This is a genomic window from Bradyrhizobium sp. B097 (genome assembly GCF_038957035.1).
In the GTDB taxonomy this organism is placed as follows: Bacteria; Pseudomonadota; Alphaproteobacteria; order Rhizobiales; family Xanthobacteraceae; genus Bradyrhizobium.
This window is the reverse complement of the sequence record NZ_CP152412.1, coordinates 5,996,839-6,009,705: the sequence shown is the minus strand read 5'-3', so window position 1 is coordinate 6,009,705 and position 12,867 is coordinate 5,996,839. Positions and strand designations below refer to the sequence as shown.

General features: G+C 64.6%; 10 protein-coding genes. 7 read left to right on the top strand and 3 right to left on the bottom strand.

Annotation, left to right across the window (positions count from 1 at the left end):
- Positions 1–98: 98 nt before the first annotated feature.
- The 6 genes from AAFG07_RS28075 (at position 99) to AAFG07_RS28050 (ending at position 7,942) form a co-directional block, all read left to right on the top strand.
- Positions 99–1,691: an MDR family MFS transporter gene (locus AAFG07_RS28075; protein WP_342723044.1), complete on the top strand. Its 1,593-nt coding sequence runs from the start codon at positions 99–101 to the stop codon at positions 1,689–1,691.
- A 360-nt stretch (positions 1,692–2,051) separates the two neighbouring features.
- Entirely contained in the window at positions 2,052–3,275 is a 1,224-nt protein-coding gene (locus tag AAFG07_RS28070) for an ABC transporter substrate-binding protein (protein WP_342729262.1), read from the top strand.
- Between the two features lie 94 nt (positions 3,276–3,369).
- Positions 3,370–4,245 carry a branched-chain amino acid ABC transporter permease gene (locus AAFG07_RS28065; RefSeq protein ID WP_092125194.1) on the top strand — a complete coding sequence of 292 codons (876 nt, stop codon included), beginning with the start codon at positions 3,370–3,372 and terminating at the stop codon, positions 4,243–4,245.
- A 1-nt stretch (position 4,246) separates the two neighbouring features.
- On the top strand, positions 4,247–5,173 hold the full coding sequence (locus AAFG07_RS28060) for a branched-chain amino acid ABC transporter permease (RefSeq protein WP_207836524.1): 927 nt from the start codon (positions 4,247–4,249) through the stop codon (positions 5,171–5,173).
- A complete protein-coding gene (locus AAFG07_RS28055; protein ID WP_342723043.1) occupies positions 5,174–6,655 on the top strand; it encodes an ATP-binding cassette domain-containing protein in 1,482 nt (493 codons plus the stop codon). It abuts the gene before it with no gap.
- Between the two features lie 42 nt (positions 6,656–6,697).
- Positions 6,698–7,942: an ABC transporter substrate-binding protein gene (locus tag AAFG07_RS28050; protein ID WP_342723042.1), complete on the top strand. Its 1,245-nt coding sequence runs from the start codon at positions 6,698–6,700 to the stop codon at positions 7,940–7,942.
- Positions 7,943–8,071: 129 nt separating this feature from the next.
- Here the strand turns inward: AAFG07_RS28050 and AAFG07_RS28045 are convergent, their stop codons facing one another.
- Complete coding sequence (locus tag AAFG07_RS28045; RefSeq protein ID WP_342723040.1) at positions 8,072–9,286, bottom strand: FAD-dependent oxidoreductase; 1,215 nt, start codon at positions 9,284–9,286, stop codon at positions 8,072–8,074.
- 81 nt (positions 9,287–9,367) lie between these two features.
- Complete coding sequence (locus AAFG07_RS28040) at positions 9,368–11,002, bottom strand: thiamine pyrophosphate-requiring protein (protein ID WP_342723039.1); 1,635 nt, start codon at positions 11,000–11,002, stop codon at positions 9,368–9,370.
- A 323-nt stretch (positions 11,003–11,325) separates the two neighbouring features.
- Here AAFG07_RS28040 and AAFG07_RS28035 point away from each other — a divergent pair, with 323 nt between their 5' ends.
- Positions 11,326–11,490 carry a Flp family type IVb pilin gene (locus tag AAFG07_RS28035; RefSeq protein ID WP_092127042.1) on the top strand — a complete coding sequence of 55 codons (165 nt, stop codon included), beginning with the start codon at positions 11,326–11,328 and terminating at the stop codon, positions 11,488–11,490.
- A gap of 213 nt (positions 11,491–11,703) precedes the next feature.
- Here the strand turns inward: AAFG07_RS28035 and AAFG07_RS28030 are convergent, their stop codons facing one another.
- Positions 11,704–12,681, bottom strand: a complete 978-nt coding sequence (locus tag AAFG07_RS28030) for a Ku protein (protein ID WP_342723038.1) — start codon at positions 12,679–12,681, stop codon at positions 11,704–11,706.
- Positions 12,682–12,867: the final 186 nt, after the last annotated feature.

Genomic DNA, 12,867 nt, shown 5'->3' with positions numbered 1-12,867 from the left:
GCTGAGGTGCCTGCCTCAGCAGCGAATTGCTGCATAAATTGCGGATCAGAGAATGATTCCATCGCGGCACGCGCCCGCGCAGCAGCATTACGCCCCAAATGAACAAGTATGAACGGCAGAGCCGGATTCCTGCCGACCAAGAGACATTGCCTGACGACATTGCCGCAGAGCTGTCTCATCTCCCGAGCGAGGTGATCGAACTCAGCGACGCGCCGCCGCTGGCGCCGCCGGCCCCGCTCAATCCAGACGAAGTCCGCACCATCGTGATCAGCCTGATGCTGACGATGTTCCTGGCCGCGCTCGACCAGACCATCGTCGCGACCGCGCTGCCGACGATCGGGCGCCAGTTTCACGACGTCACCAATCTGTCCTGGGTGATCACGGCCTATCTGCTCGCCTCCACCGCGGTGGCGCCGGTGTTCGGCACGCTGAGCGACATTTATGGCCGCCGCGTCATGATCATCACCTCGCTGAGCCTGTTCGTGGTTGGCTCGGTGCTGTGCGCGATCGCGCCCAGCATGACCACGCTGATCATTGCCCGCGGTCTGCAGGGGCTCGGCGGCGGCGGCATCATGCCCGTGGTCCAGACCGTGATCTCCGACGTGGTGACCCCGCGCGAGCGCGGCCGCTATCAGGCCTATTTCTCCAGCGTCTGGATGGCCGGCGGCATTCTCGGTCCGGTGGTCGGCGGCGTGTTCGCCGAGCATCTGCATTGGTCGATGATCTTCTGGATCAACCTGCCGCTCGCGGCGGCGGCGCTGGCGCTGCTGCTGCCGAAGATGAGCAAGATCCCGGTGTTCCACCGCAAGCGCAAGGTCGACTGGCTCGGCGGCGTGCTGCTGATGGCCTCGGCCGTCGTGCTGATGCTGGTGCTGACCTGGGGCGGCACCCGTCTGTCCTGGCTGTCGCCGACCATTACCGCCATGATCGGCGCCTCGATCGCGCTCGCCGGCGCCTTCGTCTGGCACGCGCGCCGCGCCGACGAGCCGTTCCTGCCGCTGTCGCTGCTCGGCGGCTCGGTGGTGCCGTTCGCAATGGGGGCGGGCGGCTGTGCGCTCGGCGCCATGGTCGGGCTCACCGTGCACCTGCCGCTCTATTACGAGGTGGTCTATCACCTCACCGCCAGCGAGGCCGGCCTTGCGCTGATCCCGCTCGCGGCGATCTCGACCTTCGGTGCTGCGATCGCCGGCCGGACCATGGCGAAGGCCAAGCACTACAAGCGTGTCGCGATCGTCGGCACCTCGGTGGCCGCGATCTGCGCCGTCGGCATGGCCGTGACGACGTTGCCGCTGTGGGGATTGCTGCTGTTGATGAGCGTGTTCGCGCTCGGGCTCGGCACCACATTCCCGATCAGCGTGGTGTCGCTGCAGAACGCGGTGGCGCGTCCGCAGGTCGGCACCGTGACCGGCGCGATGAACTTCTTCCGCGCGATGATGGCGTCCTTCACGGTCGCCGCCTTCACCACGATCCTGCTGATGACGCTCGGGACCGATATCTCGCTCGCCGGCGAGCATCATGCCGCGTCCGCCGGCACCGTCGGCGCGATCCCGATGGCCGACATGATCACCGCGTTCCGCTACGTGTTCGGTGCCGCTGCCGTGCTGCTGACCACCGCGTCTGTCTGCATGATCACGATGGAAGAGCGCCCGCTCGCCGGTCCGGCCGCGCAGCCGGTCGAGATGGCGGAGTAGGGCGGTAGCCCCCGATGTCGTCCTGGCGTTCGCCAGGACGACGCCGAATGTGTTGGACCAATCGTGATTCATACTTCGGCATTCTCGCGACATGAATTGTCCGAGTCTTGCATCTCGTTCGCCCTCCCACTTGGAAGGGGGCGCAGGCCCGCGCTTTTATTCCCGCGCTGCCTCAAATTTATTCAGCCGGTGAGCGCCGACCCACTACTTTAGTTGTCGTCCACGCATGGCGATCTGCGCGCAGTTTCACTTGCTGCGCATTTTGTCGCAGCTATAGTCCGGCCCCAAGAGCTCGAAGCAGCCGAACAAAAAGAGGAGAGAAACAGGGTGAAAAAGACTTCGCGACTGCCTGTTCATGCGATGCAGCAACTTGCTGGAGCGGCCGTGTTGGGCCTTGTGGCGCTCGCGCCCGGCGGAGCGCTGGCGGCTGACACCCTCAAGATCGGTGTGATCGCCGAAGCGCAGGCGATTGCCGGGGCGTCGATCCCGCAGGCGGCGCAGCTCGCCGCCGACGAGATCAACGCCAAGGGCGGCATCGACGGCCGCAAGATCGAGATCGTCTCTTACGACAATCACTCGTCCTCGGCGGACTCGGTGCGTGCGTTCCAGCGCGCGGTCAACGAAGACAAGGTCAATGTCGTCATCTCGAGCTACATCAGCGAAGTCGTGCTGGCGCTCGAGCCCTGGGCTTCGCGCCTGAAGACCCCGTTCATCACGCCCGGGGCGGCCTCCAACGAGATCAGCAAGAGCGTCCACGCCGACTACGAGAAGAACAAGTACACCTTCCACGGCTACCTGACCTCGGCGGCGCTGGCGCTGTCGGTCTGCGATGCCGCCAAGGAGCTGCTGGTCGATCAGAAGCACATGAAGACCGCGGTCATCATGAGCGAGGACGCGGCGTGGACCAAGCCGCTCGACGTCGGCTACGAGGAGTGTCTGCCCAAGATCGGGCTCAAGGTCGTCGACCATATCCGCTTCTCGCCCGACACCACCGATTTCACGCCGATCTTCAACAAGGTCGAAGCCGCCAAGCCCGACGTCATCATCACCGGCATCTCGCATGTCGGCGTGCAGCCGACGGTGCAGTGGAAGAACCAGCAGGTGCCGATCCCGATGTTCGGCATTTCCTCGCAGGCGACCAACGAGACCTTCGGCAAGGACACCAACGACGCGGCGGAAGGCGTGCTGTATCAGGGCGTGTCGGGCCCGAACGTCGCGGTGACGCCGAAGTCGGTGCCGTTTGCGGAGGATTTCAAGAAGCGCTACGGCAACTATCCGTCCTATGCGGGCTACACCGCCTATGACGAGGTCTACTACATCGCGGATGCGGTGAAGCGCGCCGGCTCGATCGAGGCCGACAAGATGGTCGATGCGCTGGAGAAGACCGATTGGGAAGGAACCATCGGACGCGTCCAGTTCTACGGCAAGGACGATCCCTTCACCCATTCGATCAAGTACGGCAAGGGCCTGATCACCGGACTGATGCTGCAGTGGCAGGGCGGCAAGCAGGTCGCGGTCTGGCCGAAGGAGGTCGCCAAGAGCGATCTCAAGTTCCCGAGCTTCATCAAGCTCACCACGAACTGACCGATGATCATGCTCCCGGGCCGGTCCCGGGAGCATCCGTATTCAGTTCCGCGTCCTCCACAACAGGCAGCCCTGCTGCCGCGGCCGATTTGAGATGCTTGCCCTACAAATCCTGATCGATGGCTTCGCCATCAGTGCGCTCTATGCGCTCGGTGCCACCGGCTTCACCCTGATCTTCGGTGTCTCCGGCGTCCTCAACCTCTCCCACGGTGCCATCATGGTGGCCGCAGCGGTCGCGGCCTGGGCCGCGGCCAGCGTGCTGCACCTCGACATCTACTCCGGCGCGTTGTTCGGTGTCGGTGTGGCGCTGATCATGGCGTTCGCGACCTATTTCGCGGTCGTGAAGCCGATCCAGAACTCGAGGCGGATCCCCAATGAGGAGAAGGAAATCTTCGTCCTCACCGGCACCCTGCTGTGGGGCATCATGATCCAGGAGCTGATCGCCTATTTCTTCACCAACAATGCCAAGACGGTGCTGCCGATCGTGGAGGGCGTCGTCGATATCTTCGGCAACCGCACGCCGCGCAACAATATCTTCACCGCGCTGGTGTGCTGCCTCGTGATCGGCCTGCTCTGGCTCTTGGTGAACCGCACCCGCACCGGCAAGGCCGTGCTGGCGGCGTCGATGAACCCGCGCGGCGTCACCTTGCTCGGGCTTGAGCTCACCCAGATCTACATCGTGGTGTGGGGCATCTACGGCATCCTGGCCGGCATTGCCGGCGTGCTGCTCGGCATGTTCCTCGGCGTCAGCTCCTACAGCGTCGGACCGCTGACAGCGAGCGCGTTCTCGATCGTGGTGCTCGGCGGCCTCGGCAGCGTCTCCGGCTCGCTGATTGCGGCCTTCGTCGTCGGCTATCTCGAGACCATCACGGCTTACATGATCTCGCCGGCCTACCGCACCATCCCGGCGCTGCTGCTGTTGGTGTTCGTGATGTATATCCGGCCCCAGGGCCTCTTGGGGAGGCGCTGAGATGGCCAACTTCTTTACCTCGCGCCTGTTCTTCATATCGCTGGTCTGCGTGGTGGTTGCCGCGACGCTGCCGCTCTACGTCTCGGGCTACATCCTCGGGCTGCTCACCGTCGCATTCTATTTCGGCGTGTTCGCGATGGCCTGGGACCTGCTGTTCGGCTTCGCCGGCGAGGTCAATTTCGGGCCGACCTTCCTGATCGGCACCGGCGCCTACACCGCAGGGATCCTCAACAACCAGTTCGGCTGGTCGGTCTATGTCTGCATCCTGCTCGGCGCGCTGGCCTCGGTTGTCGCGGGCTTCGTGCTGGCGCTGCCGGCGCTGCGGGTGAGGGGACCGTATTTCGGCCTGACCACGCTGGTCGCGGTGCTGATGCTGCAGAACTTCATCGTGGTGTTCGCCGATCTGACCGGTGGCGAGATCGGGCTCACAATCCCCGATGTCATCACCATCAATGCCGGCGCCAATTACTGGATCGCGCTCGGCTTCATGACCGTGAGCGCCGCGATCCTGTACGGACTGTCGCAATCGCCGGTTGGACTCGTGCTGCAGGCAAGCGGGCAGGACCCGGTGCAGGCCGGCGCGCTCGGCTTCAACATCGTCAAGCACAAGCTCGCGGCCTTCATCGTCAGCGCGTTCTTCTCGGGACTGTCGGGGGCGCTCCTGGTGTTCTACTTCGGCACCGCTTCGGTCGGCACCGTGGTCGACGTCGCGGTCGGCGTGAACGTCATCGTCTCCGCCGTGCTCGGCGGACGGCGCACCGTGCTCGGTGCGGCGCTAGGTGCGATCTTCCTGATCGTGGCCGGCGAATTCCTGCGTCCGACCGGCGAACTCGCAACCTTCATCGTCTCGGCGGTGGCGCTGCTCGTCGTGCTGTTCTTCCCCGGCGGTTTCCTCGGAGCGGCCCTGTCACGCGAGGCGCGCTCCTAAATGGATCAGACCGTGACTACTACTCCGACACTTGCAGTTCGCGGCCTGACCAAGCGGTTCGGCGGCCTGACCGCGGTGAAGAATCTGAGCTTCGAGCTGCGCACCGGTGAGATCCTCGGCCTGATCGGGCCGAACGGCTCGGGCAAGTCGACCGCGATGAAGAGCGTGATGGGCATCGAGCGCCCGACCATGGGCGAGGTGCTGTTCGAGGGCGAGAACGTCGCCGGGCTGCCTGCGCACAAGATCGCGCGCAAGGGCTTTGGCATGGTGTTCCAGCACTCGCGGCCGCTGAACCGGCAGACCGTGCTCGAGAACATCATGGTCGCGCTGTTGCCCGACAGCCTGTTCATGCTGTTTCCCGACAAGGCACTGACCGAGCGCGCCAGGTGGATCGCCGAGCGCGTCGGCCTCGGGGCGGTGATGGACCGCCGCCCGCCGACGCTGCCATTCGCCGATCTGCGCCGGCTTGAGCTGGCGAAAGCAATCGCGCGCGACCCGAAGGTGGTGCTCGTCGACGAGCCGTTTGCCGGGCTGACCAGCACCGAGGTCGGCGTGTTCTCGCAATTGATCCGCAGCTTCCGCGACGAGGGACGCGCGGTGATGCTGGTCGACCACAACGTCAAGAGCGTCGCGGCGCTGGTCGACCGCGTGCTCGCGATGTATCTCGGCGAGGAGATCACGACCGGCCGCGCCGAGGACGTGATGAAGAACGAGACCGTGCGGCGGGTCTATCTCGGCGGCGCGATCGAGACCCATGCGCGGCCCGAGACCTCGTTCAAGGACAAGGTGCCGCTGCTGCAGGTCGAGAATGTCAGCGTGCATTACGGCAAGGCGCAGGCGCTGGAGAACGTCTCGATCCACGTCCATGAGGGCGAGTTCGTCTCGATCGTCGGCCTCAACGGCGCCGGCAAGACCACGCTGTTCAACACCATCTCGGGCTTCCTGCCCTATACCGGCGAGATCTTGCGCGGCGGCGAGAAGCTGCGCGGAACGGGACCTGCCAAGATCGCCCGCTCGGGCCTGGTGCAGTGTCCGGAATCGCGCGAATTGTTCGGCGAGATGACGGTGCGGGAGAACCTCGACCTCGGCGGCCAGCATCTGGACGATGCAGCGCGGGCGAAGCAACTCGCCTGGCTGTTCGAACTGTTTCCGATCCTGAAGGAGCGCCAGGGCCAGATGGCGCAGACGCTGTCCGGCGGCGAGCAGCAGATGCTGGCGATCGGCCGCGCGCTGATGATGCAGCCGCAGATCCTGATCCTCGACGAGCCGACGTTGGGCCTCGCGCCGGTCATCCTCGAACTGTTGTCGAAGGCGCTGGAGAAGCTGCGCCAGACCACCAAGATCACGGTGCTGCTCGGCGAGCAGAACGTGACCTTCGCGCTTCCCCATGCCGACCGCGTCTATGTGCTGGAGCACGCGCGGATCGTCTGGGAAGGCGATCCGGGCCGGTTCGCCGCGGAGGCCGGCAAGGACTTTCTCTGACGCTCAAAGTTTGAAGAAATAACAAAACAAGCAAGGGAGATCATGATGCCAGCATATTCAACCGCCACCCGCGTGAGCCTGTTGGCCTCGGCGCTCGCGCTGTGCCTCGCGGCGCCGGCCTATGCGCAGTCCAAGGACCCGATCAAGATCGGAATCATCGCCGAGGTGCAGTCGATCGCGGGCGCGGCAACCCCGGGCGGCGCGCAGATCGCTGCCGACGAGATCAACGCCAAGGGCGGTGTGCTGGGCCGCAAGATCGAGATCGTCACCTACGACAACAAGAGCTCGTCGGCGGATTCGGTGCGCGCGTTTCAGCGCGCGGTCAGCGAGGACAAGGTTTCGGCCGTGATCGCGAGCTACATCAGCGAGGTCGTGCTGGCGCTGGAGCCGTGGGCCTCGCGGCTGAAGATGCCGCTGATCACGCCTGGCGCCGCCTCGAACGAGATCACCAAGGCGATCCACAACGACTATGAGAAGAACAAGTACACCTTCCACGGTTACCTGACCTCGGCCGCGCAGGCGCAGCTCGTCTGCGACGCGGCCAAGGAGCTCTTGGTCGACCAGCTCAAGTTCAAGTCGGTGGCGATCATGAGCGAGGACGCGGCCTGGACCAAGCCGCTCGACATCGGCTACGAGGCCTGCCTGCCCAAGGCCGGCCTGAAGGTCGTCGAGCACATCCGCTTCTCGCCCGACACCACCGACTTCACGCCGATCTTCAACAAGATGGAAGCCGCCAAGCCCGACGTGATCGTCACCGGCATCTCCCATGTCGGCGTGCAGCCGACGGTGCAGTGGAAGAACCAGCAGGTGCCGATCCCGATGTTCGGCATCAGCGCGCAGGCGCTGAGCCCGACCTTCTGGGGCGACACCAACGGCGCGGCCGAAGGCGTGCCCTCGCTCGCGGTGGCGACGCCCGACGTCGCGGTGACGCCGAAGACAAAGCCGTTCGCGGCCGCCTTCAAGGCCAAGTTCGGCACGCCGCCGGCCTATACCGGCTACACCGCCTATGACGAGGTCTACATCATTGCGGAAGCGATCCAGCGCGCCGGCTCGACCGATCCGGACAAGATGGTCACCGAGCTCGAGAAGACCGACTTCGACGGCACGATCGGCAAGATCCAGTTCTACGGCAAGAACGACGAGTTCACCCACGGCATCAAGTCCGGCCCGGGTGCTGTCACCGGCCTCGTGTTCCAGTGGCAGGGCGGCAAGCAGATCACGGTCTGGCCGAAGGCGATCGCGGAAGGGAAGCTGAAGTTTCCGGATTTCGTGAAGTTGTCGCAGTAACGCCAAGCCCAAAGCCCCGTCATTGCGAGCGAAGCGAAGCAATCCATCATTCCACTCGGGGATAGATGGATTGCTTCATCGCTTCGCTCCTCGCAATGACGGCGAAGAGGGGTCGAGACGAGCCAACTACTACTTCCGCGTCGGCGGTGCCGTCTGGATCGTCGGCGCGGCGGCCGCAAGCAGTGCGGCGCGGTCGCCGTTGCGCGGCGGATAGATGCGCTGCTGGTTGATGGTCTGCTTGGTGAGCTTGGCGGCGGCGCCCGTGGTGTGCACCTCGCGGTCCCAGCCGGTGGTGTAGAGCGCGCCCCAGCCGCCGAGATCGAGCACCGTCACGTACCAATCGATAGTGAGCGGCAGCAGTCTTTCGCCGAACAGATCCGCAACCACATTGTGCCCGGCAAACCGGCCCATCGGCCGCGCGAACTGGCACGACATCACGGTCGGATGCTCGCCGTCGATCAGGCAGGCGGCGACGTCGCCGGCGGCGAACACGCCATTGAGGCCCTCGGCGCGCATGTAATGATCCACCGGGATGCGGCCAAGCCTGTCGCGCTTCACCGCCAGCATCGCGGCGAGGGGGCTCGCGCGCATGCCACCGCACCACACTACAGTCGCGGCCGGAATGATCTCGCCGCTATCAAGCGTGATGCTGCCCGCGCCGACGGCGCTGACCCTGACGTTCAGCCGCGTCTCGACGCCGAGCGCGGCCAGCGCCTCGTTGATGACCGGGCGGCCATGCGCGCCGAACGTCGCGCCGACCACCGGATTGGGATCGATCAGGATGATGCGGCGATCGCCGGCGATCCCGGCGTGCGCGAGCTTGGCCGGCATCTCGGCCGCAACCTCGATCCCGGTGAAACCGGCGCCGACCACCGCCACCGTCGCACGTGCCGGCGAGGGCGGCTGCTTGCCGAGCGCCGCCAGATGCGTGTCGAGCCGCATCGCCGCCTCAAAGGTGTCGACGTCGAAGCCATGCGCGGCAAGGCCCGATATCGCGGGGCGGACCAGCTCGCTGCCGGTCGTCAGCACCAGCCGATCATAGCTCAGTGTCTCCGCGCCGGAGCCTGTCTTGACGGCGACCTCGCGCTTGGCCGGATCGATCGCCGTGACGTCAGCCACCCAATGCCTGACGCCGACCGGATCGAGCAGGCCCTTGAGCGGCAGCGCGACGTCGCCGAGATCGACCTCGTAATTGCGCACCCGGATGTTGTGATAGGCGTTGCGATCGATCACCAGAATCTCGGTGTCCGCCGCCCGCGCGCCGATCTCGTCGCGCTTGCGGGCCGCACCAAGCGCCGCCCACAGCCCGGCAAAGCCGGCCCCCAGCACCAGGATGCGCGCCATCTCTTCCTCCGATCTCGGGTCGGAGGGAGCTTGCCTGCGCACGCGAGGTCAAATCAAGTGGGTGAGGGCGTGTGAGGTCCCTCACGTCCCCGGCCGCGACACCTCGGTCTCCTTGCTGGTGATGAATTCCAGCAGCACCGGCACGCCTTCCCTGGTCTTCTGGATGCCGCGCTTGATCGCGGGGATGATGTCTTCGGGCTTGGTCACCCGCTCGCCATAGCCGCCGAAGGCCCGCGCCATCGCGGCGTAGTCGCCGGAGATATCGGTCGAACGGTATTTCTCGGTCGAGATCGGCATCACCTTCAATTCGATTGCCATCGAGAAATTGTTGAGCAGGATCGACATGATCGGAATCCTCTCGCGCACCGCGGTCTCGAAATCCATCCCCGTGAAACCGATCGCGGCGTCGCCCCAGACATTGATGCAGAGCTTGTCCGGTTTTGCCAGCCTGGCGCCCATCGCGAGGCCGAGACCATAGCCGAGCTGCGTGGTCTTGCCCCAGCCGATATAGGACAGCGGCTCGACCGATTTCCAGAACGGCGACAGCTGATCGCGCGGGCTGCCCGCGTCGTGGGTGATGATGGTGTTGTGGATGTCGACGGTGTGCTGCAGGTCCCACAGCACGCGGTAGGGATTGAGCGGCGCATCGTTATGCGTGAGCTTCGGCATCCATTTGGCGAGCCATTCATTGTGGGAAGCGGCGATCTCTTCAGTGACCGCGCTGGCGTTACGATCCGCGGTCACGGTCTTGCCGATCTCCTCCAGTAGCGCGTCGAGCACGAGGCCGGCGTCGCCGACGAGCCCGATCCTGGCCTCGACATCCTTGTTGATGTGGTTCGGATCGAGCGTCGAATGGATGATGGTCTTGCCCTTCGGCATCGCGATGCCGAACGAGGTTTCGGTGAAGGAGCAGCCGATGCCGAAGATCACGTCGGCCTCAGTGAGGAATTTCGGCACCGCACGTGGCACGGCAAGGCCGCCGGAGCCGAGCGACAGCGGATGCGTCTCCGGAAATGACGACTTGCCGCCGAGGCTCGTGGTGACGGGGATCGCGAGCCGCTCGGCGAGCCGCTTCAGCTGCGGCCAGGCTTTTGCGTAATGCACGCCCTGGCCGGCATAGATCACTGGACGCTTGGCGTTGACGAGGAGGGTTGCGGCTTCCCTCACGTGAACGGGATCGGCGCCGGTGCGGGTGCGCAGCACCGGCGTGTAGTTCAGCGGCTCCGGCACCTCCTCGTTCCACATGTCGGCGGGGATCTCGACGATCACAGGCCCGCCGCGGCCGTTCTTCAATCTGGTGAAGGCGCGGCGGAAGATGTTGCAGACTTCGGCGGCGATGTTGATCGGCTCCGAGGATTTCGAGAACGCCTTCATCGCCTGGCTGGAATTGAAGTTCGGATCGATGTTGGCAAGCCGGCGCGCATAACCCATCGGCAGCACCAGGACGGGTACGGATTCGCCGTAGCACTGCGCGACGCCGCCCATCGCGTTCTCGGCGCCTGGTCCGTGCTGCATGCAGAACGCGCCGATCTTCTCGCCTGAGGTGACGCGCGAGATCGCGTCCGCCATGTGCACGCCGATGCGCTCCTGGCGCACCATCACGGGGCGGATGTCGGCACTGGCGGCGTATTCGATCAAATGGTTGACCGGGTAGCCCGTGAGGATCTCGATCCCCTCGCGCTTCATGATTTCCGCGATCGCGGTGCCGAGCTTCATGACGGTCACTCCCTTTGGATGCGGCCGGTTCGTTCCGGCCTCGTTGTCGTCCTGTCCGATAAAGGAACAGGATTCCGCCGCGAGGGTAAAGCGCCGCCGGGGCCGGATCAGGTAGCCCTGATATGCGTTTACGCCCAATCGCGGCTTGCCGCCTCGCGCGGCGAGGACGGGGTACAGGCAGAACTAGCAGCGAGTTTCACTGCAACCCTTAAGCGATCGTTCATCCTGTCCATCAATGCGCCGTCAACCAATGTGGCCTAGTTTTGCTGGAATATTACTACGGCGCGGGAGAAAAAGCCGCGGGCGTCGGACAGGAGCTTTTCATGCGCGCGTTGCTTGCAAGATTTCTGCGCGATGACGTCGGGGCTACGGCGATCGAATACGCCATCATTGCCGGCGGCATCAGCATCGTGATCGTCGCCGGCGTCAGAGGCATCGGCACCACCGTGAGCGGCCAATTCACCGCCGTCAGTTCGGCATTCAAGTAAGCGCCACCGGACACGCTTCACACCTTCTGATTCAGTCGCCTCCGCCGTCTCCATTCAACGCGCGAAACATCGCGCTGCGCGCGAACATCGGCCCGCCGGCACCTCGTTCTCCGCCTTGATCAGATGCTCAACCGGAACTGCCAGCGCGCCGTCTGCTGGGCGTCCTCCGATAGCTTCATGGTCTAGCCGGTCGCCTGCGGCAGCGCCGCGACCTCAGCCCGCCTTCTTCCGCGCCGCGGTGCCTTGCGTACGCGCCGGCTTCTCGGCCTTCTTCGGCTCGGGCTTGACGGCCTCCTTGGGCTCGCGCTTGCCGCTGCCCGAGATCGGCAGCAGCATCTCGCGCTGGCCCTCGATGCGCTTCTTCGGCTTCTTGCCTTTCGCCGCCTTTACCTCGGCCTTGGCGGGAGCTGCCTGCTTCTCGTTGACGAGGCTCTTCTTCAGCGCGTCCATCAGGTTGATGACATTGCCGCCCGTCTTCGCCGCGGGCTTGGCGATCTTGATGCCGTTGCGCTTCTGGTTGATCAGGTCGATCAACGCCTGCTCGTAGCGATCCTCGAAATCCTCCGGATCGAACTCGGCGGACTTCTGCTCGACGATGTGCTTGGCGAGATCGAGCATATCCTTGGTGATCTTCACATCCTGGATGTCGTCGAAATATTCCTTCTCGCTGCGCACCTCATAGGGGTAACGCAACAGCGTGCCCATCAGCCCGTTGTCGAGCGGCTCGAGCGCGATGATGTGCTCGCGGTTGGTCAGCACCACGCGGCCGATCGCGACCTTGTCCATACTGCGGATGGTCTCGCGGATCACCGCGAAGGCGTCGTGGCCGACCTTGCCGTCGGGAACGAGATAATAAGGGCGGATCAGATAGCGGCTGTCGATCTCGCTGCGCGGCACGAATTCGTCGATCTCGATGGTGCGGGTCGAATCCAGCGCGATGTCGTCGAGCTCTTCCTTGGTGACCTCGATATAGGTGTCGGTGTCGACCTTGTAGCCCTTCATGATGTCGTCGGTGGAGACTTCCTCGCCGGTCTCCGCATCGACCTTGGCGTATTTGATCCGGTGGCCGGTCTTGCGGTTGATCTGGTTGAAGGAGACCTTCTCGGTATCCGACGTCGCCGGGTACAGGGCAACCGGGCAAGTCACGAGCGAAAGGCGCAAAAAGCCCTTCCAGTTGGCGCGGGGGGCCATAGGGAAAACTCCGATTACGCAACCGACGGAACGATCGAGGATAACACCGGGAACCCCGGTTTGAAACAACGCGGCCCGGTGAATCTGGCAACGGCGTTAACCGTGGCCCCAAGCCTGCGCCCGTTTGACGCTGCGGCGGCAATGGCCATTGGACAGCCGTCAAGCGGCCCGGAACCTCACTCCGAA

Bases quoted from the DNA above. Each gene is read 5' to 3' on its own strand.
- AAFG07_RS28075 (WP_342723044.1), top strand. From the start codon at position 99: ATGAACAAGTATGAACGGCAGAGCCGGATTCCTGCCGACCAAGAGACA.
- AAFG07_RS28070 (WP_342729262.1), top strand. From the start codon at position 2,052: ATGCAGCAACTTGCTGGAGCGGCCGTGTTGGGCCTTGTGGCGCTCGCG.
- AAFG07_RS28065 (WP_092125194.1), top strand. From the start codon at position 3,370: ATGCTTGCCCTACAAATCCTGATCGATGGCTTCGCCATCAGTGCGCTC.
- AAFG07_RS28060 (WP_207836524.1), top strand. From the start codon at position 4,247: ATGGCCAACTTCTTTACCTCGCGCCTGTTCTTCATATCGCTGGTCTGC.
- AAFG07_RS28055 (WP_342723043.1), top strand. From the start codon at position 5,174: ATGGATCAGACCGTGACTACTACTCCGACACTTGCAGTTCGCGGCCTG.
- AAFG07_RS28050 (WP_342723042.1), top strand. From the start codon at position 6,698: ATGATGCCAGCATATTCAACCGCCACCCGCGTGAGCCTGTTGGCCTCG.
- AAFG07_RS28045 (WP_342723040.1), bottom strand. From the start codon at position 9,286: ATGGCGCGCATCCTGGTGCTGGGGGCCGGCTTTGCCGGGCTGTGGGCG.
- AAFG07_RS28040 (WP_342723039.1), bottom strand. From the start codon at position 11,002: ATGAAGCTCGGCACCGCGATCGCGGAAATCATGAAGCGCGAGGGGATC.
- AAFG07_RS28035 (WP_092127042.1), top strand. From the start codon at position 11,326: ATGCGCGCGTTGCTTGCAAGATTTCTGCGCGATGACGTCGGGGCTACG.
- AAFG07_RS28030 (WP_342723038.1), bottom strand. From the start codon at position 12,681: ATGGCCCCCCGCGCCAACTGGAAGGGCTTTTTGCGCCTTTCGCTCGTG.